This window comes from Mucilaginibacter segetis, from assembly GCF_016522075.1.
Lineage (GTDB): Bacteria > Bacteroidota > Bacteroidia > Sphingobacteriales > Sphingobacteriaceae > Mucilaginibacter > Mucilaginibacter segetis.
Window position 1 is genome coordinate 359,157 of record NZ_JAEHFW010000001.1, and the last position, 24,247, is coordinate 383,403.

Below are 24,247 nucleotides of genomic sequence, written 5' to 3' on the forward strand. Positions count from 1 at the left end.
ACAACTATAACGTTATTGCCGGATGCAAAATTACTTTAAATTTCTTTATAAGAACTTAGCGCGGTTATCTTTTACATTCGCCTTATCTTTCAATGCATCAAGAATCTGCCCTTGTGAGCGTTGCATCAGCATTTGGCCTATCTGTTGTTTCTCTCTTACAGCATTGGTTAACTCTGCCGGGTTTATAAAGTTTTCTACTGTAAAAACATATACTCCCTGCTGCCCTTCAATAGGTTTAGATAATTTATTTGGTTGTGAGCCAAATACAGTACCCACCAATTTATATTCAGGACCTGCACCAGGTATAACCGGATTAGCGAACACTATATTTTGAATAGGAACTACCTTACTGCCTGCCTTTTGAGCAACCTGATCAATTGATGATGAATTATTTAATGCAGTTTGGAATTTACCGGCAAGTTGTTTGCCTTTAACCATATTTTTTACCTCAGGTTCAATTTGTTTCTTTACAACTTCAAGCGGTAAAATACCTTCGGGTTTTATCTCTGTTAATTTTGACACTACGTATTTATCACCTACGGTAAATATCTGATCTGATACATCACCTTTTTCAGCTTTAAATGCCCATTTCACTACATCTCGTGCATTGTCTAAGCCGGCAAGCGTGTTAGCTGTTCCATTAATATCATCAGCTTTTTTAATGGTTAAACCTTCTTTTTTTGCCTCGTCAGCAAAATTATCTTTATTGGCCGTACTTAAAAACGATTGCGCCTTGTTATATGCCGCAGTTTGAGTTTTGCTGCTTGCGATTAATGGCTTATCAACAACAGCTACCTTAACTACTTTGGATGATCCCTTTTGTTTTTCTATCTGTAGTATATGTACACCAAATTGAGATGTGAAAACTTTCAGATCGCCAGGTTTACCGTTAAAGGCGGCATCTTCAAATGTAGGTATCATTGCTCCGCGGCCAAACGTTCCCAAGTCTCCACCCTTATCACCGGAAGCCTTGTCAACTGAATAGGTTTTTGCCAGTTCTGCAAATGATTTTCCGCCTTGAATAAGTTTTTTGATGGAATCAGCTTTAGCTATTGCTTTATCTAATCCTCCCTCAGCGGTAGGGTTTAATAAAATATGTCTGGCTGTTACAGAATCCGGACCAATACGTGAATCAATTAATTTGGCAATTTTATAAGAACCATCTGATAAATAAGGACCGTATATAAATCCCTTATCAGCACTAAACATTACAGAGTCAAGCGATGGATCCATCTGGCCTTTGTGTTGATATATAAGCGGTGATTTTGTTTCTGAATTTATCTGTACGAAAAGCGAATCATTAGAAGAAGCTTTAAAATCAGGTATCAGTTTTTCTACCTGAGTTTTAATTGCTGCAGAATCTTCTTTTGAAGGAGCCGCGTTAAAACTTACATAATCAATACTTCTCAGTTCCTGCTCGTTTTTAAATGCTGACTTGTGTTCGTTATAATAAGTCGTATAATCGTCATCAGTTAATTTAATCTGACTATCAGGTACGGATGCATAATCAATATTGGTATATTTAAAGTTAACCAATTTGTTTTTGGCCATATAATCATCTTTAGCATCTAATGAGTTTACATATAAGCCTCCGCTAACTAATGACATATATTTTTGAATCTTTTTACTCTCTAAAACCTGAACTACGAAATCATTCCAGGCAGATAACTGTGCAGGATCAGCACCGGGGCTTTGCAGATAACTTAAAAATTGGTTAAGCTTCGCTTTGTCGAATTCACCTGTTTGAGGATCTGAAAATTGCCTCGCTATTTGTGGATCTGGATTATTGCCGGATATCATGGATTGACTTTCGGCTTCACCAACAACAATACCTAATTTGTTTACCTGTTTATTTAATAATTCTTGAGTCAGTATCTGGTTCCAGGTGGTTTCCTGCAAATAACTGGTGATTTGAGGAGTAATTTCCTGACCCGATTGTTGTCTGAATTGCTGTGTCGCCTGATCCAGTTTTTTACTAAAATCAGTATAAGTAATTGTTTCACCGTTTACTTCGCCAATTTCATTAGCGTTACCCTTTAGAAAAGAACTGCCTGATTTTATTACTTCGCCTGCTATAAACGCTAAAAGTGCTAAACCAATAACTATTGCGAGAATTTTTCCCATTCGCTCCCGCAAATAACCCATTATACCCATATTTCTATATATCTATTTATATTTCTAAAAAAGAGGCGCAAGATACAATTTTTACTAAAATACTATAACATAAAAATTTGTATGCTGCATTTAACTTATTGTGTCAGATCGTCATTCACATGCAAAACTCCGGTTGTGTTTTGGAATTTAGGGTGATGCAGGCCTTCATCACTGGTAAAACTGCTTCCCCGCATTATATCCCCACCAACCCTGGTCATTTCCACAGGTTTGTTGGAGAATATTTGTTTTTTGGTTTGATCCCATATCAGTTCATCAGATTTGTATACGGTGCCTTCAGTATTTGTGGCCACTACATTCTTATGAAATTCAATAAGTTTTTTATTTTCGTACTGAATAGCCGAATCTGCCACTATGTTTCCTTCAATTTTCAGATCGCCGTTGTAAAATATCACTTTTACACCCTTTGGCATTATCATATAAGGGTTCTTTTCCACCTTATAGTTTATCATTAAAGGAGTAGTTAGTTTGGCCTTTACTTTCGCGGAGTCACTATAAATAACTTCAACTCCGGTTGTTCGTTCTATAGGCTTGGTAGCATCGGCGGCGGCTATTTCCTTTACCTTATTTATGTCGTTTTCACACGCAGTAAGAGCAAATAAGCCTATAGTAACGGCAAATCCGTAAGTTTTTAAAAATTTAATTTGACATTGCATCAAAAGTAAATTTAATCGAATTTATATCGCTCGAACCACTTGTCATTTAAGGTGAATGAAACATGCAGATTGACGAAACTTTCTTTTACTAACTGATTGGCTATGGTTCCGCGCTTCCCTATCTCTGCTGAAATGTTGATTTTATAATAACTCCGGTTGTTTGGCCTTAAAGGCAACCCTACGCCAAATGTTGCAGCGTAGCTTTTAATGTCTGTATTGTTTGCATGAATGTAGGTGTCATCCAAAATAACGCCCAATCGGTAGTCGACCCTTGAAAAATATCCGTTAATAGCATTAATATTAGGAGTGAACTGGCCGCCGATATTAAAGGTTTTGCTGTCTCTTAGCCCTTGATTCTCGCCGCCGATAGTCAGGTTTGACCATTTACCCATAGTATAGTCGGCGCCTACTAAGTATTTACCTTCGTCCTGAAATGATATACCAAAATGATTGATTTGTGGTAACTGAATTTTTGTTTTAGCATTTTGCCTGTTAATAATGCTATCAGTAGGTACACCCTCATTGCCACCCGCATCGGTAAAATAACTGCTTACTATATAACTGTTTTGGTTATTAAGTTTAGTATTTGCCGAAGCAGAGTATCCGAAAGTAAGGTGTTTCCTCAAAGAAAAATCTACTGAATATTGGATACCGTAATCATAATTTAATCCACCAACACTGTTGCTTTCTTCTATCCTGGAATTTAAATTGCCGTAAACCGGAATTTCTGTAGACTGCGATTGTTTCAGGTTGCCAAAAATGTATGAAGCGTTAGCTCCTATGGATAGATGAGAGCCTATGCCAAAGCCATATCCCAAATACAGTTTTGATAATCCACCGTCTCCGCTATATATATAATTAACGGCATTCGTATCTGCAGGTAAACCTGTACCAAAACCGGAATTTAACACCTGCCTGTAGCTATACCCCAGTTCACTGTAGGGTAAAAGACCGAAACTTAATGCCGAACGTTTTGAAACCGGAATGCCAAAAGCTATATGATTAAGTCTGAAACTTGTGTTGGTTTGATCTGTCTGCCCAACTTTACTAAGTGTGTTTATTTTGGAGTATAAGCCTACATCAATTGCAGTAAGCGTAATTTTTGAATAGGATGCCGGATTTAAGGGATTTATTATGCTAAAACCGTTAATACTGTTGGTGGCTGTGGCAATACCTCCCATGGCAACATTCTGCGGTAATACAGACGGTATAATGTCTCCTATACCATATTTTGAATATGGAGAACTTGTTGTTGATGTAGACTGCGCACTTACGGTGTAGGTAACTGTCGTCAATAAAAATATTATTGTAGCCTTTATATATCTAATCATTATGCTGTTGTATCGCTGCGTTTAATCCTTTTAGAACCAAATGGGGCTCATTTTTAATATAGGGGGCAAAGATGCTATTTTTCAATAGAGTATCAAAAAAAATACCGTCGCCCCCGCTTAGTATAATATTGTACTGTTCTGCTGCTTTTGTATAACTTTCAATAAAACCTTTCAACTCATATTTTATCCCGTTTTGCACACCTGAAATTATAGCAGATGTGGTATCGTTGCCATATATTGCTGTAAAAGCCGCGTCGGCAATAATAAGTGGTAAAGCATCAGTATAATGGTTTAATGCATTAAAACGCATATTTAAGCCCGGCGATATACTGCCACCTAAATAATTAGCATTACTATCTATATAATCATAAGTGATACAGGTACCACCACTTATTATAATGTTATTTTGTTGCGGATATAGATAATGGGCGCCAATAACAGCAGCAAACCTGTCTGTACCTAAAGTATCAGGTGTTTTATAGTAATTATTCACTCCTGCTGGTATTAGGCTGTTAAAATATATTACAGGGTGTTTTTTTTCCAATTCAATCTGCCAGGATTGTTTTTCCTTTTTTACCGATGAAGTAATAACTTTGGTTATTACATGTTCATATAAAAGATTGTCAATACTTTCCGCAGTTAACTGCTTAGTCTGGTTAATAGTTAACAGATCATCGTTCTCAAAAACTGCCACCTTTGTAAAGGTATTGCCAATATCAATAACCAGGTTTGCCATCAGGCCTTTGCCAGTGCCAATATAGATTCAAAAATGACCAGGCCATCCTGATTGGCCAATAAAGCGTCGGCTGCCCTTTCCGGATGTGGCATAAAGCCAAATACGTTACGGTTTGCATTGCACACTCCGGCTATATTTTCGATCGATCCGTTAGGGTTACACTCACTTGTAATATTACCGGCTTCGTCACAGTATCTGAAAAGAACCTGATCGTTATCGTTAATGGATTTTAAAACATCGGTATCAGCAAAATAATTGCCCTCGCCATGCGCAATTGGTATTTTCAGTACTCGCTGAGCGTCAATTTGCCGTGTAACTAAAGAGTTTGCGGTTTGTGCTTTCAGATAAATATTCCGACAAATAAACTTCCGGTTTTTATTATGTAACAAGGCGCCCGGTAACAGGCCCGCCTCGGTCAATATCTGAAAGCCATTGCATATACCCATTACATTGCCGCCTTTACCTGCAAACTGTATAACCTCCTGCATAATAGGAGAGAACCGGGCGATAGCGCCGGAGCGCAAGTAATCGCCAAAAGAGAAGCCGCCAGGAAGTACAATAAAGTCAGCACCCTGCAGGTCATGGTCTTTATGCCATAACCGAACCACCTGCTGGCCCATTATATTTTCAAGAATGTGGATGATGTCTTCATCACAATTGGAGCCGGGAAATATTACAACGCCGAATTTCATGGTACAAAACTAATATATAAGCCGAAATTTGAACGAATGTAAAAGTTAAAAAGTGTTAAACTGAAAATATATTATGCTGAATAACAATAAAGCATATAATGTTTCATAAAACCATTTAACTCCGGCATTAACAAAGTAATACGAAAAAAACACCGATGCAGGTACAGCACACAGCAAAAAGTGGTTGATCCGAAAATCGGATTTTACATAAAAGGATAAGCCTGTAATTAAAAAGATGATGAAAAGCAACTGAAAGGATTTGCGTATTTGCACATAGCTTTTATAAAAATTTTGCTGAAGCTTAAAAAAGTATAATATCAAAATAAGTATCACGGGTGCCAATACGATGTAGTTGTAGTAATTGATATTGATACGATTCGGGAACTTTGTGCCCAAAGGTTTCCATATATTATAAAAACTGGTCAGCCTGTTATTTAAATAATAGAATACTGCTAAAAAGAAAAATACTGTGGCAAAGCCTAATATTGCCGATATCCATTCCCGCCAGTTTAAAGGTTTAAAAATTACCAGCGCAATCCAAATAGCTAAAAATAAATAGATGAATGGTAAGTAAACGAGTGACCCCAATGCTACTATGATTCCCAGATCGTAGGAAGTTGACTTAGCGTCAGAACTTTTGTAGAAACTGAAAAGTTTGAACAACATCCATATAACGAAGAAATTACTTATTAACGGAGCGCTTAATATAGCAAAGGGAGTAAACAAGCTTGAAATAGTTACATACATTAAAGCGGGTAAAAAGGTTGACCTGCCTAATAAATTGTAGCTGTTTACCAAATGATTGATTAATAACGCTTGCCCAAGAACTACTACGCCGGCCAGTAACATATTTAAGAATGGTGGGAATGAAAGTTCATACGCCGATGGTACTAACAGCCGGGCGAAAGGCTCCACAAATACAAAATTTAAGTTATCCGGTAACTGAAAAATATAACCTATACGCAGTGCAAATAATAATATGACAAGCCATAAAATGTTGAGCGGATTATAAATTTTGAATATATTAACCATAAGGGCTTGCTTGTTGCGACAAAATTAGCAGAAAAACCGTGTATGATGCAACAGAGATTATTGCCATGCGTATTGCTTAACCATGTTGTCAACGATCTGCGCTGTCTCATCCGGGAAATTCACTTGGGCAGGTTTTGGAGCGGCCACCCAATTATTAATACGGGAAACAAACCCATCGTTTATGGTATCAACAACGGTTACCCCAAGTTTTGATGCCGACAAAGCATTGCATTGCTGCTCGTATTGCCCGCGCATGGGTATCATCATTACCTTTTTGCCTAAGAATAAAGCTTCTGCAGGCCCTTCAAATCCTCCGCCGGTTAACAAGCCTTCGCAATTAGCCAAACTGTTATTAAAACCCTCATTGCTGATAGGGAAGACCTGGACATTTCCTTCCTTATAGGTGCTTTTTTGTCTTTTTGAAAAAACGTGCCACTCTGCGTCAGTTGTTTTGCTTAAATGCTTTACCAGGGTTTTATCGCTATAGGCGGGTAAGTAAACACTGTAATGGCCTTTATTTCCGGTTACCGTATTGCGTATATCACTGCGAATAACCGGGGTATGAATAAAATCATCGTACCGTTCAAAATGGAAACCGATATGGTATGTAGTGGGCGAATAATACTTAAACAGCCACTCTGCATAATTCCATTTTGCGGGCCGGGGCGTTTTTTTGGAAACAAATGAACATTGATGGCTTAAAGAAACAGATGGTATGCCCTGTAAACGACAGGCCCAGGCACTTACAGGTTCAAAATCATTAATAATGAGATCATATTGTTTTAGGGGGATGCTATGCATATCCTTCCATAACTGGCGCAGGTTCATTATTTTAAAAGTAGCCCAGTTATCCACTCCGCCATTTTTGCCGAACACAAAGCTAAACCCATGAAATTTATACTTTAATGGTTGCGAAAGACTTACCTCTGCCTCGGTACCGCTTACCAGTAGATCCACTTCGCCATATTGCTGTAATAGCGGTACAATTTCGCGGGCACGGCTTATATGGCCATTTCCTGTACCCTGTATACCAAACAATATTTTCATGCGGTTAGAATTGCGGGCAATTTAGTAAAGAAAATGTTTCGGAGGTTAAATTAATCATCAAATAAGGGCAATCGGATTGATCGAAGACAAAAAGAGATGAACCCGGAACCATTATCATACCAAATTTAATGTATGAGGTTTTCTCGCCTGTTCAGCATTAACAATTTGCGTGGATATTTAAGATATTTAATGCGGCTCCTGCCTGAATCTTTCCAGTAAACTTTTCACATCCAATTTGGCATCCAGATCTTCCGTATCATGAGTGTCGTCATCATCAGTATCATTATTAAAGTCCGCTGCCTGATAGGTAAATATTTTCCAAGCACCGTCATTATATTCCAGCGCGGAAAGGCTTTCAACCCAATCACCCGAATTAAGATACAGTACCGATCCGGTTTGTTCAGTTGATTGCATTTCCCGGATCTCGGCATGGTGTATATGGCCGCATATTACGTAACTATATGCTTTTTCTACAGCCAGGTCGGCCGCGGTCTGCTCAAACTGGTTAATGAATTTAACGGCGTCTTTGAATTTAGCCTTTACCTTTTGCGAAAAGCTCATCTTTGGTCTGCCTAAAGCGGTTAAACACCAGTTGGTAAAGCTATTGATGAGTATTAAGGTGTCGTAACCTATGGCGCCTAATTTGGCCAGCCATTTGGAGTGCTGCATAGTAACATCAAACACATCCCCATGAAATATCCAGGCTTTTTTACCGTCAATATTCAGCACTATTTTGTTAAGCAGTTGAAAAGTGCCCAAATTAAAATCGGCAAACTTACGCAGCATCTCATCATGATTGCCCGTTAAGTAATATACGGGGATGCCTTCTGTAACGAATTTAAGTATGCGGCGCACCACCTTCATGTGCGATTCGGGCCAGTAATTTTTACTGAATTGCCATATATCAATTATATCGCCATTCAGGATGAGCATTTTTGGCCTGATGCTTTTTAAGTATTTAAGGAGTTCCTTAGCATGGCAACCATAGGTACCTAAATGCACATCGGATATAATTACGATATCAACTTCTCTTTTTGCCATTAAACTTTGGGGGCTATTTTTTTGGCCGGTAATTTAAACCGGAAGAAACCTCTGATACCGGGCAGCAAATGGTTATTCGTCGTCTTCGTCTTCATTAACCTTTAGCTCGTAAGGGCTTAAATAAAATACTCCTAAAAGTACCAATAAGCCTATTACAAACAAATAAGTAAATTCAAAATTCATCTTTACTGGGTTTTTACAAATATCAGACTATCAATTTATTTAATTGTTAAGACTATGTTAAATGTAAAAGGTTACTTCAGTGCCGAAATTATTTTTAAATGTGCATAACATCATAAAAACAGCACTTAAAAGGCTAACGGTTTATAGCATTAAAGTTAACTCTTTTAAATGGGTGATCTGTGCAGGTACATCTTCAGGTTTTTCCACATTTAAAGGGTTAAAGTAAATGGCATCCATGCCAAAGGCCAAAGCGCCGCGAACGTCGGCTTCAATGCTGTCACCTATCATCAGGCTTTCGTTTTTTGCAGCTCCTGATGCTTTTAAGGCATATTCAAAGATGGCCTTGTCGGGCTTGTTCACACCTACTACTTCGGATATAATCACCTGATCGAAATACCGGATGATATTGGTGTTGGTAACTTTATATTCGGTAGACTCCTTAAAGCCGTTAGAAATTAAGTGTAACACATATTTAGCTTGCAGATAAGCAAGCGTTTCGTGCGCATGCGGGAAAAGGTTGGTTTTTGTAGGACAGAGCTTTACGTAATCATCCTCAAAGGCAAGCGGCATCCTGTCCGGATGTACACCCAGATCGATGAAGGTTTTTCTAAAGCGGGTTTCACGCAAAGTATCTTTAGTTATTTTCCCTAAATGATAATCGGCCCAAAGCTGATGGTTATTGCGCGTATAGGTTTCAATAAATATGTCCGCAGAGGATAGACCCAGTTCATGTAATTTGTAAGTGCCATAAAGTTCATGGAGGGTTTCTTCAGCATTTTTATCAAAATCCCAAATAGTGTGGTCAAGGTCGAAGAAGATGTGGCGGTAGGTTTTCATAGAACAGTAAAAATTTCATGTACACGTTTAGCAGACTATAAGTATTTAGTTGTTTATTCTGTGTATAAGTTCGTTGCCCGCTTCTGAAAATTTAATTTCAATTGACCCATTTTTCAAATTTATAAAGAAAAAAGCCTTACCCTCTATGACTGTTTTTTGTTTTGTATCGTAAGGTGGGGTCCAAAGGGGTGAGTTATTTAATAAATTTAATATTTCGTTAGTAATAGCGGGATTTAATTTATCACCCGAAAGTGATGGCGAAGTCAGTTTTCCTTCTTTTGTTATAACGCAAGTAACAATAACGCGTGCGGTTGTTTCATTAACATTTTTAAGTAAATTACTTTTTATATATTCTATAAAATTGGGGGGAGGAATAGCACTTTTAAAAGGTTCTTTAATATTCTGTTGTTTTATAATTTTACCATTTTTGTAAAAATCCAAGTGTATTAGCTGGCCTTTATTTCCTAAAACTTGCCATTCTCCTTGTTTCATATCATCAATATAATATCCTTTTATACGCACAACCGTGTCCTCACAGCTATAAGTTTGAGATATGCCATTTAATTTGTCTTCTACATAATTTTCAACTGAAAATTTCCGACCATTAGAACAAAATTGGATCCATTCTCCGTTTCTTTTACCATCAAAAAAATGTCCCACTTCGCTTAAATAAGTAGATGTATCCGTTTTAGGCAGGTTATCAGATTCATGCTCTGGTTTATAATAATAGAATGTGCCATGTTGAATGGAGAGATTTGGGTCTTTGAATTCACCGATAAGTAATCGCCTATTATACATCGTGAATTGATTGATCAACCAAGTGGTATCTGATTTCTTTTGATAAAAAATATACGATTTTGCATTAGACGAATCTGTACTAGCTCCATCACTATCAAGAAATATTTTAAGGGTTTGACCGTAGTTGTTTAAAATTGTGATAAATAATAAGAAAATTAATAGTATAAGTTTTTTCATGAATTTTCGTATTCGGTTTGATTTTGATATTTTCCAATTATTACACCTTCTCACCAAATGCCAGATCGCCCGCATCGCCAAGCCCCGGCACAATATAAGCCTTGCTTGTCATTTCTTCATCAACGGCGCAAACCCATATTTTAGCTTTCGGCAGGTTTGCCTTAATATGGGTAATGCCCTCGGTGCTGGCAATAACAGCTGCAATGTGTAAGTCCGTAATATTATATTGAGCCATCAGTTCTTTACAAACTATAACCAAACTTTGGCCTGTGGCCAGCATGGTGTCGCTAATTATTAATGTTTTGTTATTCAGATCAGGTGTGGAAATATGATCCACCTGTATATTGAATGCTCCGCTTTTTTTAACCTTACGACAGGCAGTAATAAATGCTGATTTCGACTGCTCGAAGAAGTTCATGAAGCCCTGATGAAAGGGCAAACCGGCACGTAATATGGTTGCTAAAACAGGTTGTATAACCGGCAGACTAATGTTTGCTGTACCTAAAGGTGTTTGTATTTCTTTGTTTGTGTATTGCAGGGTTTTACTGATCTCATAAGCAAGAATAGTTCCCAGCTTTTCCTGATTTCTGCGAAAGCGGGCCTTGTCCGACTGGATGTTTACATCCCTTAGCTCGGCCAAATAAAGGTTAGCTATTGAGTTGGTATGATTAAGGATAAATGGCACTGACATGTTAATATGTTTGCAAATTAAATATAGCTTATGTATACTGAAGCCGCAACCTTTGGGCCATAATAGTACACGTAGTTCCGAATTTGGAATTAATATGAACGTAAACCCTGTTGACATAGGGTTGTCATCATCGCTTGCTTACTTTGAAACTTGTATGTGAACATTGCAGGGTCAAAATCGTTACTAACTATTACAGATTAAGCATTAAATAAGTGTTAATCACTATTTTTGTATAAATGGATTTTAAAATAACATCTCAATATAAACCAACCGGCGATCAGCCCGAAGCTATAAGGCAATTAGTAGAAGGGGTAAACAACGGAGATCCTTTCCAAACCCTTTTAGGGGTTACCGGCTCAGGTAAAACGTTTACCATAGCCAATGTAATTGAACAAACGCAGAAACCTACTTTAATACTCAGTCATAATAAAACGCTGGCGGCACAATTATACGGCGAATTCAAACAATTTTTCCCGGAAAATGCTGTAAATTATTTTGTATCTTATTACGACTATTACCAACCCGAGGCTTTTATCCCGTCGTCAAATACTTATATTGAAAAGGATCTGCAGATAAATGATGAGATAGAAAAATTGCGCTTGCGTACTACATCCGCATTAATGAGCGGCAGGAGAGATGTAATAGTGGTATCGTCCATATCCTGCATTTATGGTATGGGTAACCCCGAGGACTTTGCCAACTCTGTTTTCAAATTTGCTGTGGGTACGCGTGTTAGCCGTAATGCCTTTTTGCATCGTTTAGTGGAAATATTATACGCCCGTACAACAGCCGATTTTAAGCGCGGAACTTTTCGTGTAAAAGGGGATACTGTTGATATTTTCCCCGCATATTTAGATTATGCTTACCGTATATCCTTTTTTGGTGATGATATAGAGGAGTTGAGCACTTTTGATATTACCACCGGGAAAACCATTGAAAAAATGACCCACATGGTAGTTTATCCGGCTAACTTGTATGTGGCCCCGCGTGAGCGTTTTCAGCAATCGGTTTGGGCAATACAGGAAGAGTTGGAAATGCGCAAGAAACAGTTTATTGATGATCAGCGGTTTTTGGAAGCAAAACGTCTGGAAGAAAGGGTTAACTATGATCTGGAAATGATACGTGAGCTGGGCTATTGTTCAGGTATAGAGAATTACTCCCGGTTTTTTGACGGGCGGCAGCCGGGTATGCGCCCCTTTTGCCTGCTTGATTATTTTCCGGATGATTACCTGATGGTAATAGATGAAAGCCATGTTACCGTACCACAAATTCGTGCCATGTATGGTGGGGACAGATCACGCAAAATATCGTTGGTTGAATATGGCTTCCGCCTGCCCGCGGCAATGGATAACCGCCCTCTTAATTTTCAGGAATTTGAGCGCCTTGCTCCGCAAACCGTTTATGTAAGTGCTACCCCGGGAGATTTTGAATTGGAAAAGTCAGGAGGGGTGGTGGTTGAGCAGGTGATACGGCCGACCGGATTGCTGGATCCGGTTATTGATATACGCCCGGTAATTAACCAGGTAGACGATTTACTGGATGAAGTAGACAGAACGATAAAAATGGGTGATCGCGTATTGGTAACAACACTTACTAAACGTATGGCCGAAGAGTTGGCGAAATATATGGACAGGCTGGGTATTAAGTGCCGTTATATTCACTCCGAAGTGAAAACACTGCAACGGGTAGAAATTTTAAGAGGATTGCGTTTAGGCGAATTTGATGTGTTAATAGGTATTAATCTACTGCGTGAGGGGTTGGATTTGCCGGAAGTGTCATTGGTTGCCATTTTGGATGCGGATAAGGAAGGTTTTTTACGGTCGGAAAGGTCATTAATACAAACCATAGGGCGGGCTGCAAGAAACGACAGGGGGCGTGTAATTATGTATGCCGATAAGATTACCGATTCTATGCAGATAACTATTGACGAGACAAATCGCCGCAGGGAAAAACAGGTACAGTACAATCTTGACCATGGTATAACGCCACGAACTGTCGGTAAATCCAGAGAAGAAATTATGGAGCAAACTTCGGTTGTGGACTTTAAGGGTGGTGTGCAGCAGGCTTATGTGGAAAATGAAGCAGTTACTTTAGCTGCCGACCCTATAGTGCAGTATATGACCAAAGCTGATTTGAAAAAATCTATAGATAATACAAAAAAGGATATGCTCGCGGCCGCAAAAAATATGGACTTTTTACTGGCAGCTAAACTACGCGATGAGATGTTTGCCCTGGAGAAAATGATCGAAGAAAAATTCAGTTGAATTAAAAATTGACATTCATATTTAAATCCGATATTAATTTAACCACTATTTTTGAGTAAATTACGAATTCTATCAGCGTAGTGTTAGCTGTACTTTAAACTAAAGCAAACATTTTTTACGTTATAATATTATATTTGTAAGCTTAATTTAAACCCAATGATACTTATACGTTTTCTTATCATATCAATTTGTGTATTATATATATTACGCAGTATTGTACGTATATTTTTGCCAATGCTTTTTCAAAGTGTGGTAAATAAGGCGCAGGATCAAAGTCGCCAACAGCAGAATTATCAGCAAAAAAGACCGGATGGACGTGTTAAAGTTGACTATGTACCAGAAGGTAGAAAAAGTAGTGTCCCTGATTCAGAAGGTGAATTTGTGGATTATGAAGAAATAAAATAATATGCTTCCTGAAAACCTGTATAAGCGGCGGCGGAACCATAATAATACGCCGCCAACATTACTGCTTATTATTACCAACAGTATTGTTTTGGGTGTGCTTTTTCAAGCCTTTAGTTCATGTGACAGTATCAATAATTTTTTTTGGATAGCTTTAGGTGTACTTGCCTTATATAATGTTTACACCATTCGTAAAAATCGTGAGGAATACAATAAGTTAAATATTGCTATTTATATAGTTAGTATTTTAATTATGGTAGTCCTTTTTTATTTTTTAAGTAAACAACAGCATAACTGCTAATAAAAATTCTCCTGAAAACTTAAGTTTCTATTCTCATTCAAATTTCTATTTTTGAAGAATAATCATCCCTTTAAATAATTTAGATGAACAACTGGATTAAACGTAATGGCACCCATCTTGCTGTTATTGGAATTTTTTTAGCTATATGCTTTTTCTTCCTTACCCCCGCATTTCAAGGTAAAACCTTAGGCCAAAGCGATGTGATAGGAGCACAATCCACTCAAAAAGAGATAATGGATTACCGTGCAAAGGATACTACCATATTATGGACCAACCAGATATTTGGCGGTATGCCTGCTTTCCAAATATGGGCACCCTATCCTGATAACATAACAACACATATTATAGCTGCTGCAAAAGCCGTGTTTCCAAATCCTGTTGATACGGTTTTAATCCTTTTATTAGGCACCTATTTTTTATTTACGGTATTAAAGTTAAACCCCTGGCTGGCAGCAGCAGGTGCAGTGGCCTTTACCTTCTCATCATACAATATTATTCTTCTGGTTGCAGGGCATTCTAACCAGGCATTTGCTATTGCTTTTTTTGCACCAATACTTGCAAGTATAATTTTAACATTAAGAGGTAATTATATAGGAGGAGGCGCGCTGACCGCCTTTTTCCTGGCGATGGAGATAAGAGCTAACCACGTGCAGATGACATACTATCTGATGCTGGCAATCTTCATTCTGATAGGTATAGAATTATACCATGCTGTAAAAGGTAAACGTACTGCGGCTTTTTTGAAAGCATTGGCTTACATGGCTGGTGCAACATTATTAGCCCTTGCTGTAAATGCGTCTATTTTATGGAGCACCTATGATTATGGAAAAGAAACCATACGCGGGAAATCAAACCTTACACAAACTACTAATGAGCCAAGTAACGGACTTGATAGGGAGTATGCATATCAATGGAGCCAGGGTGTTGGTGAGTGTTTTACCTTTTTAGTGCCGAATGCTTATGGAGGTGGCAGTGGCACAGAAAGACTCGATAAAAATTCAGCTACGGCCAAAGTGTTTCTTTCTAAAGGCACACCCGAAGATCAGGCAGCAAACTATGCTCAGCAAATATCTTCATCTATACCGGGTATGACAACTTATTGGGGTAATAAACCCGGTACCGGCGGGCCATACTATTTTGGGGCAATTATTTGCTTCCTGTTTGTTTTCGGTTTAATAATAGTTAGGAGCCGGTTAAAGTGGTGGCTGTTAGCGACTGTACTTTTAACGATGTTTCTTTCGTTTGGTAAAAATCTGCCATTTCTATCAGATATATTTTTTAATTATTTCCCTCTTTACAATAAGTTCAGAGCTGTTGAATCTATACTTGCTGTAGCAGGTTTATGTTTTCCTATCCTTGCATTTTTGGCAGTACGTGAATTGCTGGAAACAAAAGACAAAAATGTATTGGTGAAAAAATTGATGCTTGCCTTATATATTACAGGCGGCATTGCTTTAATACTGGTTATTTATCCTGAATTATTTTTAAGTTTTCATTCTGCCGATCAGGCTACCGGTATCAATTACCTTACCCAGGTATTTAAAGGTGATAGTACCTTAGCCAATGAAGTAGCAAGTGCGATAGTTAAGGACAGGATATCACTTGAACGCGCTGATGCTATACGCTCACTTATATTCATTTTAGTAACATTTGGCTTATTATGGGCATTTATAAAACAAAAAGTAAATGTAACGGTAATGTCCATCGGGTTATTTGCCATAACACTTATTGATCTGTGGCAGGTAGATAAACGTTATTTAAAAGATGAGATATTTCAGGATAAGGTAGAGGCCAGTCAGGTTGTGGCTCCACGTGAAGTAGATCAGATCATCATGAAAGACCCTGACCCTGATTTCCGGGTGTTTGATGCCAGCGCCGATTTCAGATCTGATACATTTAATCCATTCTTTCATAAATCTATCACCGGTTATTCTGCGGCACGCCTGAAAAGATATGAAGAATTATTTCTGAATCAGTTTACAAAAAGCATAAACCAGGACGTACTGGATATGTTAAACACCAAATACATCATTACTACAGATCAAAAATCCGGGACGGCAAGCATGCATGCTAACTCAACCGCTTGCGGACACGCATGGTTTGTAAATAGTGTAAAATATGTAGATAATGCGGATGAGGAAATGCTTGCCATAAGCAGTTTCGATCCTAAAGACGAAGCAATGGTGGACAAGCAATATAAAAGCTTAGTAGAAGCCAAAACTTTAGGTGCTGATGCTAATGCCACTATTGATCTGGTTAGCTATAACCCCGATCATTTAGTGTATCAAAGCAGTTCTGCAGCTAACAGGGTAGCAATATTCTCCGAGATCTATTATAGCAAAGGGTGGAAAATGCTGATAGATGGCGTAGAACAGCCTTATTACCGTGCAGATTATTTATTGCGTGCGGCTACTATACCATTGGGAAATCACAAAATTGAATTTATTTTTCATCCGGCTTCTTATTACACAGGTGAGACCATTTCACTAATTGGCTCTATCTTGTTGATACTGGCTTTAGCGGGCGCTGTGTTTAACGAAGTAAGAAAGAAAAAGCCTGCAATTAAATAGGCTTGAACTGAACATAAAAAGAGGGGAGTAGATGTTACATCTACTCCCCTCTTTATTTTACTGGCCTATAGTTTAATAAAAAAAATTAATCATTAGTCTTTCTGTTGAGCATCCAATACCAGCCTAAATTTAAAGCAATGATAAAGTGATTAAACATTGTAGGCAATAATCCGTAATGTTTTTTCATGATGGCAAATCGCTCCAGCAGGCTTTTGCGATGTTTTAGTTTCGACATACCTCCAACAAGATATTTAGCCACGAAACCGTCAACCTTAATTATTTTTTTGGCTTTTTTAGCGGCCTTAATTATCCAGTCTATATCGGCACTTAACTGATAGGCAGTGTCATATGGCTCCACTAAAGCCCTTTTTATATATATAGCCTGATGGCTGACACTCATGCCGAGTTTGAAACTTCGCCAGTTAAATTTATCAGGAGCCTTATGCCGCCGCTGTCCAAGACTTTCCCGCTCACGGTTAACCATTTCTGTTTCTCCGTAATAGATATCTGCATCATCGCCGCTTTTAAATACCGTTGAAACTGTGTCAGAAGAATAGAATTCATCTCCTGAATTCATAAATATAATATAATCGCCTGTGGCAAGTTTTAATCCTTTATTCATGGCATCGTAAATACCATTGTCTTTTTCACTTGCAAATTTGCTTATGCCACTTTGGTGTTTTTTGATCATATCTAAAGTGCCGTCGGTGGATAGTCCGTCTATCACGATATATTCAATAGCCGGATAGTTTTGATTAAGTACGGAAAGCAAAGTTCGCTCAATATCCTGAACATTATTGAAAACCACTGTAATTACTGACAAGGTTGGTTTTTTCATGCATCTATTCCCCTTAACATACTGCGATAAAGATCGATGTATTGCCCTGCAACTTTCTCATTGTTAAACTGGCGTAAAACCTTATTCCTGGCAGCTTCTGATAAAGTAGTCTCATTGCCATTTTGTAAAAGATATATGATGCCGTTTGATAAATTCTCTGCCGATTTAAATTCGGCAAGGTATCCGTTTAATTTATGGTCTATCATATCCGGTATTCCGCCTGTATTAAAGGCAACAACCGGTGTGCCGCAGGCCATCGCTTCCATAATGGTATTAGGTAAATTATCCTCTACAGAAGGCAATAAGAAAACATCTGCCATGCTGTATATTTCAGCCAGATCGCTTGTTGAAGTAATTATATTAAGCTGATGTACCGGGAACGGAATAACAGTAGTGTCAAATCTTTTATTCTTTCCAAAAATCACAACTTCCACGCTATAGCTTTCGGGGTGGTTATTCTTCAAATGCGTAAGTGCTTCAACTAAATAACTTAAACCTTTACGCCTGTCGGCAATATTGGCTGCCCCAAATAAAATTATTTTAGCGTTAGGTGTTATTCCCCATTTTTGTCTGGATATTAGCTTACCCTGGGGCGAAAAAATATCGGTATCAATAGGGTTAGGGATGGTTTGAATGCTGGCTCTTTTTAGTAATGAACTTTGCCGGGCGACATTCCCAAGCCAATGGCTGCATGTTACAAAGGATATTTGATCGGTATTTTCGAGCATTTTACTTTTGCGCAACCAGCCGGTATGCGAAAGGTCATTTTCATCAGGGCGACGCAAAAAGTAACAATTACCGCATTCATATTTAAAATGATCACAAATGCCTGCATAATGACAGCCGCCCGTAAAAACCCACATGTCGTGCAGAGTCCAAACTATTGGCTTGTTAAGGTTGATCAGTTTTTTCAGGTTTTTAACGGAGAGAAAACCCGAATTGGTCCAGTGAATATGCAAAATATCCGCTTCCCTTATAACGGCCTCCTCGCTAATATCAGTGCCTGCGTTCGCAGTTGAAAAAGCAAAGCGAACAGACCGGTCGCGCTCATGAAAAGCAATAAAGGGCAGTCGTTCGTAAAAGAAATTAAAATTTGATGCCGTTTTATCCAGGTAGTTTTTTTCTATTGTATATACATGGTCGTTGTTTCTTTTCTTATGCTGCACAACTAATGTGGCATCAATTGATTGCATTTGAAGCGCGTTTAATAATCGCATACAGGCTTCAGCAGCGCCGCCGCCGGCATCAGATGTATTTATTAAGGCTACCTTCATTTTAAGCAGATCATTTATCGGGGCAAGTATAATGATACTAAAATTAAAAATTTTACTTTTGACCACTACATATCTATAAATATGAAGTTTTAACAGTTTAAGAGACGGTAAAAAAATGAACTTTTTCGCCTACATATTCCAGGATTGGAGTGCCAACCGTGGCAATATAAAAGCACAGATAGTTCTGTTTATGTTCAGACTTGTAAATGCGATAAACAAGTACATGTTGTTAAAGATCGTCTTCTTCCCATACCTTATGTTTTATCGTTTTTTTGTAGAGTGGGTGTTAGGAATTGAACTTCCCCGCAAGCTTGTAGCAGGTAAGGGCCTGGTGTTTTATCACGGGCAAGGCCTTGTGGTAAATTACAAAGTAACATTGGGCGATAACTGTGTGCTCAGAAATGGGGTAACAATAGGGCATAAAGAATTTACAGACGGCAGTTTAAGTAACCCTCCGCGTATAGGCAATAATGTAAATATTGGCGCTAACGCCAGTATTATTGGAGATATTACTATTGGAAACAATGTGTTAATAGGTGCAGGCGCTGTTGTTGTAAAAAATATACCTGATAATAGCATCGTTGTTGGTAATCCGGCAAGGATATTACCAGGTAAAGAAAATTTTAAAAATCCGGAAGATATTTAATGGAGAACAATTTAACCGACCGTTCCTTTTGGAAAGCTTTTTGGGAATCAAGGATAGGATTGATATTTAAGCTAAAACCAACCTATATATTTGGAGATATTTTAGGTAAAATAATAGCTGAAAAAAAAGTTAAAACGGCAATAGAATTAGGTGGTTTCCCCGGGTACTATGCTATATATCTTAAGAAATATCAGCATTTAAAAACAACACTGCTTGATTACTTTATACATCATGAACTTGTTGAACAGCTACTTAAGGTAAATGGTCTGCAAAAGGATGATATAAATATTATTGAAGCGGATCTTTTTACCTATAAACCTATTGAACAATATGATATGGTGCTTTCTTTCGGTTTGATAGAGCATTTTAATGACACCAAATTTATTATTGGTGAGCACATTAAATTTTTAAAGCCCGGGGGGACGCTGTTTATTACCCTGCCTAATTTTAAAGCCGTTAATGGCTGGGTGCAACGCCAGTTTGATAAAGATAATTATGATAAGCACAATATTAACAGCATGGATCTTGATCTGCTTAAAAGCAGTTGTGAGCAATTTGGGCTAAGCAATGTTGAAGCTTATTATCACGGAAAATTCTCTGTATGGCTGGAAAATAAAACTGAACAAACCATAACTGCTAAGTTTTTAATGAAAGCTATTTGGCTTACAGGTAAAATAGCCACAAAATTGGTGCCTGTGGAGAGTAAGATGCTGTCTCCTTATATTGTGGTTAAGGCGACTTTATAAATAAAAAAGTCCCCGTATAACATACGAGGACTTTTAATGCAGTTGTTTTTTGCTTATACAATATAGTTCCACCCGTGGGTGTCTTCTTCTGTTCCATATTTGATGGCATTCAGCGTTTTGAATACGAGGTTAGAGAATTCTCTCTTTTCCGGGTCGTTTAAAAAGTATTCTTCTCCTTTGTAGCTTATAGAACCAACAGGAGCGATAGTAGCTGCTGTACCTGCTCCAAAAGCATCGGTAAGTTTGCCATTTTTTGCGCCTTCAATTATCTCAGCTACTGAAACCATTCTTTCTTCAACCGGAATACCCCAATCCTTAGCTAATGCTATCACTGTATCACGCGTAACACCATCTAAAATAGTATCCTTAGCTTCAGCGGTAATTAGTGTGCCGTCTAATAAAAACATAGCGTTGGCCGCGCCCATTTCTTCAATAAAGGCATGCTCTTTGGCATCCGTCCAAATTAACTGATCAAAGCCTTCTTCGGTGGCTTTACGGGCGGGCAACATTGATGAACCATAGTTGCCTGCTGCTTTCGCATAACCCATACCGCCTTCGGCAGCACGAGTGTAATGTGTTTCTATTTTAACCCGTAGTGCTTTTGAAAAATAAGGACCTGTGGGGCCAATCAGTACCATATATTTATAAGTAGAGGATGGAGCTACACCCAAATACGGATCGGTAGCGAACATAAACGGCCTTATGTAAAGCGCATGGTTAGCTTTTCCGGGTATCCAATCGCGGTCAATATCCACCAGAGCAGCAATACTTTGTATAAACATCTCTTCAGGTAATTCCGGCATACATAAACGCTCAGCGGATTTGTTGAAGCGTACAGCGTTCTTGTCGGGGCGGAAAATAGTAACTTTTCCATCGGCATGCTTGTATGCTTTAATGCCTTCAAAAAATGCCTGGCCGTAATGCAAAGATGAGATTGCCGGGCTTAACTCAATTGGCCCGTAAGGTAATATCTCAAAATTTTTCCATTCTCCGTCGGCATAATCAGCCATAAGCATATGGTCTGAAAAGGTTTTACCAAAGGGTAAATTATTAAAGTCCGTTTCGTTTAAACGAGAGTGATTTGTTTTAGTTATTTTTATATCCAGCGTTTCAGTCATGGCCATGTTGTAATTAATTTCAGAAAATGGCAAGTTAAATAAAATCAGATGATTTTTTATTTTTTTAAGTGCTACAGTTATAACAGTGTATTTACAATGTGATTTATATGAAATTTGTTTGTGTGAGATAATTTAACCTTCACTCACCACTTTTTCTACCCACGCTTTACCCCAGTTTTCTAATTCTTCTGCCGACCATAATGATGGGTAAAATATCCTTTTCTGAAAACGGGGAGGGAGGTACTTTTGCCAGTTTGTTCCGCCGGTTGCTTTAATCTCATCGGGTTCGCGGTTAAGATACCGTACTGCCGACTTATAGTGCGATAGAGGCCAGTTTACATTTACATTAACATCTAATTGTCGCAGTTGCTCAATAAGTGCTGTATTGCTTTCTCCTTTATAGGTTAACTGCTGTAAAAGCGAATTAAAATTAGTGTGAGTTACGCTATTGCCCAACTCTATAAATGTTTTGGCATATTTTTTCTCAAATTGTTTAAGTGTCAGCGTTTTCTTGCCTGTAGACAGTTCGGTAGCGCCAAACTTCCAATAAATATGTTCAAACTGGTCTTCAATTGTAGCATTGCGCATAGCCTCACGCTGATCTTTTGCTACAAGGTTAATGAAATCTGTCGCATATATCTCGATCAATCTATATTGCCCGGATTGAAACCCGCTTGCGGGTAATAATGACATGCGAAATTGCAGAAATTGCTCTTTCTCCATGCCATCAACCATGATCTCGAACGATTGAGTTAAAGCTTCAAAATAACGGTTGATACGTTTTAACCTGGCCGTAAAAAAATCGGCAGTTAAGGGCTGTGCCGCAACTATCTGTTTGCACTCATGTAACGAAAGCTTAAAATAAAGTTCCGTTATCTGATGATACATGATGAAGATCTCTTCGTCCGGAAACGGTGTTTTGGGGCTTTGCAGGCTTAAAAGGGTATCTAAATGTATGTAATCCCAATAGGTAAGAAAGTCGGCATGGAGCAAACCATCCAGATAGGATGTCATATCCTGCCCCATGGCTTCATATTTTTCCTGGAGCCGGGCCAGTCTTTCTTCAATTTCGGGTGAAAGGTGCATGCGGCAAATTTAAATAATAAGTAGCAGGAATTAATTTTGGCAGTTAGATAAAAATTAAAAACCAAAACAGGAACCTATTGTAACTATAAAACCTATAATGCATATTTGCAATGTATTAAGGGCGATGGTGTGCCGCCTATTTGAACCGCTGCAAAGCTGATGACGCCTACCCAAATAAGTTATTTATTATTTGTATGTAGGTTATGTTAAAAAATATTTTGTCGAAACAGTTCACACTCTTCAAATATCTTTTTCGTTGGACGCTGATGGTAATTCCGGTAGCCATTGCTGTAGGAAGCATGGTAGCCCTTTTTCTGTGGCTGTTAAAATGGGGTATACACTATCGCTTTAAACACCCCTGGTTGCTGTATTTATTACCGGTTGCGGGTATTTCTATTCATTTACTTTACAAGCTATATGGACAATCTGCCGAGAAGGGAAATAACCTGATCATTGATGAGATCCATCAGCCAGGAGCGGGTGTGCCAAAACGAATGGCTCCCCTGATTTTGATAACTACCGTAATTACTCATATGTTTGGTGGTTCCGCCGGGCGCGAAGGTAGCGCCGTACAGATAGGGGGCAGCTTAGCCAACTTATTTGGCGGATGGTTCAAGTTACAAGAAACCGATAAAAAGGTTATTTTAACTGCGGGTGTAGCCGCAGGATTTGGAGCGGTGTTTGGTACTCCGTTAACAGGTACTATTTTCGCTCTCGAAGTTATCGCCATTGGCCGCATTCAATATAACGCGTTGCTGCCTTGTTTGATAGCCGGCTTAGTTGCCGATGTTACGGTATCTGCCTGGGGAATACATCATACCCAGTATCATATAGATGTGGTTAATACCGGGCAGGATTTTTATGGGCATCACTTGCATACCGGAATTTGGTTGTTGATAAAGGTGATTATATCATCTGCTATTTTTGGTTTAGTAAGTTATGCTTTTGCAAAGGCAGTTCATTTAGTTAAAGATACCTTATTGCAATTATTAAAGATCAGTTGGCTGTTACCCATTTGCGGGGGGCTGATAATTATCGGGTTAACCCTTCTTTTAGGTAAACCGGATTATTTAAGTTTAGGAGTTGATGCAGAATACCCGGGTGCTATTACTATAGTTTCATCTTTCCAGCATGGGGGAGCAGCAGCCTTTAGTTGGTTATGGAAATTAATATATACAGCCATTACTTTAGGGACAGGATTTAAAGGAGGTGAGGTAACACCATTATTTTATATCGGGTCAACTTTGGGTAATTCCTTGGCCGAATTGTTTAACGCACCGGTAAGTCTTTTTGCGGCGCTTGGGTTTATCGCTGTTTTTGCAGGAGCAACTAATACGCCTATGGCGTGTACTATAATGGGGATTGAGTTGTTTGGCGGGGAACATGCCTTATTTTTTGCCGTAGCTTGTTTCACCGCATATTTTTTTAGCGGAGAGAGCGGCATATACGGATCACAGCGCGTTGCAATACCTAAAATTGACGGCATAACGTCGTCAAACGCCAAAAAATATGTAGCTCGCGTATTCTCTAAATATAAACTGTAAATCTTTATTGTTTCTTTGTTAAAACATATTTAAAGTCTATTGTTTATTACTAAACCAACGACTTA

Annotated in this window: 21 protein-coding genes and 1 riboswitch; of the genes, 6 read left to right on the forward strand and 15 right to left on the reverse strand. The window is 38.4% G+C overall.

Annotation, left to right across the window (positions count from 1 at the left end):
• Nucleotides 1-45 precede the first annotated feature (45 nt).
• The 11 genes from I5M19_RS01700 to upp all read right to left on the reverse strand — a co-directional run bounded on the left by I5M19_RS01700 (nucleotide 46) and on the right by upp (nucleotide 11,393).
• Entirely contained in the window at nucleotides 46-2,154 is a 2,109-nt protein-coding gene (locus I5M19_RS01700) for a peptidylprolyl isomerase (protein WP_200063413.1), read from the reverse strand.
• A gap of 95 nt (nucleotides 2,155-2,249) precedes the next feature.
• Nucleotides 2,250-2,828 carry an LPS export ABC transporter periplasmic protein LptC gene (lptC, locus tag I5M19_RS01705; protein WP_200063415.1) on the reverse strand — a complete coding sequence of 193 codons (579 nt, stop codon included), beginning with the start codon at nucleotides 2,826-2,828 and terminating at the stop codon, nucleotides 2,250-2,252.
• 11 nt (nucleotides 2,829-2,839) lie between these two features.
• Complete coding sequence (locus I5M19_RS01710) at nucleotides 2,840-4,159, reverse strand: porin family protein (protein WP_200063417.1); 1,320 nt, start codon at nucleotides 4,157-4,159, stop codon at nucleotides 2,840-2,842.
• Nucleotides 4,152-4,895 (reverse strand): type III pantothenate kinase, encoded by a 744-nt coding sequence (locus I5M19_RS01715; protein ID WP_200063419.1) that lies wholly within the window; start codon nucleotides 4,893-4,895, stop codon nucleotides 4,152-4,154. Before I5M19_RS01715 ends, I5M19_RS01710 begins: the two co-directional genes overlap by 8 nt.
• On the reverse strand, nucleotides 4,895-5,587 hold the full coding sequence (gene purQ, locus I5M19_RS01720) for a phosphoribosylformylglycinamidine synthase subunit PurQ (RefSeq protein WP_200063421.1): 693 nt from the start codon (nucleotides 5,585-5,587) through the stop codon (nucleotides 4,895-4,897). The genes I5M19_RS01715 and purQ overlap by 1 nt, the downstream gene beginning before the upstream one ends.
• A gap of 45 nt (nucleotides 5,588-5,632) precedes the next feature.
• Nucleotides 5,633-6,619: a DUF6427 family protein gene (locus I5M19_RS01725; protein WP_200063423.1), complete on the reverse strand. Its 987-nt coding sequence runs from the start codon at nucleotides 6,617-6,619 to the stop codon at nucleotides 5,633-5,635.
• A 57-nt stretch (nucleotides 6,620-6,676) separates the two neighbouring features.
• On the reverse strand, nucleotides 6,677-7,666 hold the full coding sequence (locus I5M19_RS01730) for a glycosyltransferase family protein (protein WP_200063425.1): 990 nt from the start codon (nucleotides 7,664-7,666) through the stop codon (nucleotides 6,677-6,679).
• A gap of 186 nt (nucleotides 7,667-7,852) precedes the next feature.
• Nucleotides 7,853-8,707, reverse strand: coding sequence for a UDP-2,3-diacylglucosamine diphosphatase (locus I5M19_RS01735; RefSeq protein WP_200063427.1), 855 nt, complete (start codon nucleotides 8,705-8,707; stop codon nucleotides 7,853-7,855).
• A 324-nt stretch (nucleotides 8,708-9,031) separates the two neighbouring features.
• The gene (locus I5M19_RS01740; protein WP_200063429.1) at nucleotides 9,032-9,727 is read right to left on the reverse strand and encodes a YjjG family noncanonical pyrimidine nucleotidase; all 696 of its coding nucleotides are present in this window, start codon (nucleotides 9,725-9,727) and stop codon (nucleotides 9,032-9,034) included.
• Between the two features lie 45 nt (nucleotides 9,728-9,772).
• Entirely contained in the window at nucleotides 9,773-10,702 is a 930-nt protein-coding gene (locus I5M19_RS01745) for a toxin-antitoxin system YwqK family antitoxin (protein ID WP_200063431.1), read from the reverse strand.
• 40 nt (nucleotides 10,703-10,742) lie between these two features.
• Nucleotides 10,743-11,393, reverse strand: coding sequence for a uracil phosphoribosyltransferase (gene upp, locus I5M19_RS01750; protein WP_200063433.1), 651 nt, complete (start codon nucleotides 11,391-11,393; stop codon nucleotides 10,743-10,745).
• A gap of 236 nt (nucleotides 11,394-11,629) precedes the next feature.
• Between upp and uvrB the strand changes: the two genes are divergently transcribed.
• The 3 genes from uvrB to I5M19_RS01765 all read left to right on the forward strand — a co-directional run bounded on the left by uvrB (nucleotide 11,630) and on the right by I5M19_RS01765 (nucleotide 16,930).
• A complete protein-coding gene (uvrB, locus tag I5M19_RS01755) occupies nucleotides 11,630-13,657 on the forward strand; it encodes an excinuclease ABC subunit UvrB (protein WP_200063435.1) in 2,028 nt (675 codons plus the stop codon).
• Nucleotides 13,658-13,813: 156 nt separating this feature from the next.
• Nucleotides 13,814-14,062: a DUF4834 family protein gene (locus I5M19_RS01760; RefSeq protein ID WP_200063437.1), complete on the forward strand. Its 249-nt coding sequence runs from the start codon at nucleotides 13,814-13,816 to the stop codon at nucleotides 14,060-14,062.
• 381 nt (nucleotides 14,063-14,443) lie between these two features.
• Nucleotides 14,444-16,930 (forward strand): YfhO family protein, encoded by a 2,487-nt coding sequence (locus tag I5M19_RS01765; RefSeq protein ID WP_200063439.1) that lies wholly within the window; start codon nucleotides 14,444-14,446, stop codon nucleotides 16,928-16,930.
• A gap of 85 nt (nucleotides 16,931-17,015) precedes the next feature.
• Here the strand turns inward: I5M19_RS01765 and I5M19_RS01770 are convergent, their stop codons facing one another.
• Both I5M19_RS01770 and I5M19_RS01775 read right to left on the reverse strand, forming a co-directional pair.
• On the reverse strand, nucleotides 17,016-17,768 hold the full coding sequence (locus tag I5M19_RS01770; RefSeq protein ID WP_200063441.1) for a glycosyltransferase family 2 protein: 753 nt from the start codon (nucleotides 17,766-17,768) through the stop codon (nucleotides 17,016-17,018).
• Complete coding sequence (locus tag I5M19_RS01775) at nucleotides 17,765-19,042, reverse strand: glycosyltransferase family 4 protein (RefSeq protein WP_200063443.1); 1,278 nt, start codon at nucleotides 19,040-19,042, stop codon at nucleotides 17,765-17,767. The genes I5M19_RS01770 and I5M19_RS01775 overlap by 4 nt, the downstream gene beginning before the upstream one ends.
• Nucleotides 19,043-19,157: 115 nt before the next feature.
• Between I5M19_RS01775 and I5M19_RS01780 the strand changes: the two genes are divergently transcribed.
• Nucleotides 19,158-19,688 (forward strand): serine acetyltransferase, encoded by a 531-nt coding sequence (locus I5M19_RS01780; protein ID WP_200063445.1) that lies wholly within the window; start codon nucleotides 19,158-19,160, stop codon nucleotides 19,686-19,688.
• Entirely contained in the window at nucleotides 19,688-20,434 is a 747-nt protein-coding gene (locus I5M19_RS01785) for a class I SAM-dependent methyltransferase (protein ID WP_200063447.1), read from the forward strand. The genes I5M19_RS01780 and I5M19_RS01785 overlap by 1 nt, the downstream gene beginning before the upstream one ends.
• Nucleotides 20,435-20,487: 53 nt before the next feature.
• Here I5M19_RS01785 and I5M19_RS01790 read toward each other — a convergent pair whose 3' ends face one another.
• The gene (locus I5M19_RS01790; RefSeq protein ID WP_200066067.1) at nucleotides 20,488-21,552 is read right to left on the reverse strand and encodes a branched-chain amino acid aminotransferase; all 1,065 of its coding nucleotides are present in this window, start codon (nucleotides 21,550-21,552) and stop codon (nucleotides 20,488-20,490) included.
• Nucleotides 21,553-21,684: 132 nt separating this feature from the next.
• Nucleotides 21,685-22,638 carry a tryptophan 2,3-dioxygenase family protein gene (locus tag I5M19_RS01795; protein ID WP_200063449.1) on the reverse strand — a complete coding sequence of 318 codons (954 nt, stop codon included), beginning with the start codon at nucleotides 22,636-22,638 and terminating at the stop codon, nucleotides 21,685-21,687.
• 111 nt (nucleotides 22,639-22,749) lie between these two features.
• A riboswitch (Fluoride riboswitch) is annotated at nucleotides 22,750-22,814 on the forward strand.
• A gap of 42 nt (nucleotides 22,815-22,856) precedes the next feature.
• Between I5M19_RS01795 and I5M19_RS01800 the strand changes: the two genes are divergently transcribed.
• Nucleotides 22,857-24,182 (forward strand): voltage-gated chloride channel family protein, encoded by a 1,326-nt coding sequence (locus I5M19_RS01800; RefSeq protein ID WP_317193205.1) that lies wholly within the window; start codon nucleotides 22,857-22,859, stop codon nucleotides 24,180-24,182.
• The last annotated feature ends 65 nt before the right edge of the window (nucleotides 24,183-24,247 follow it).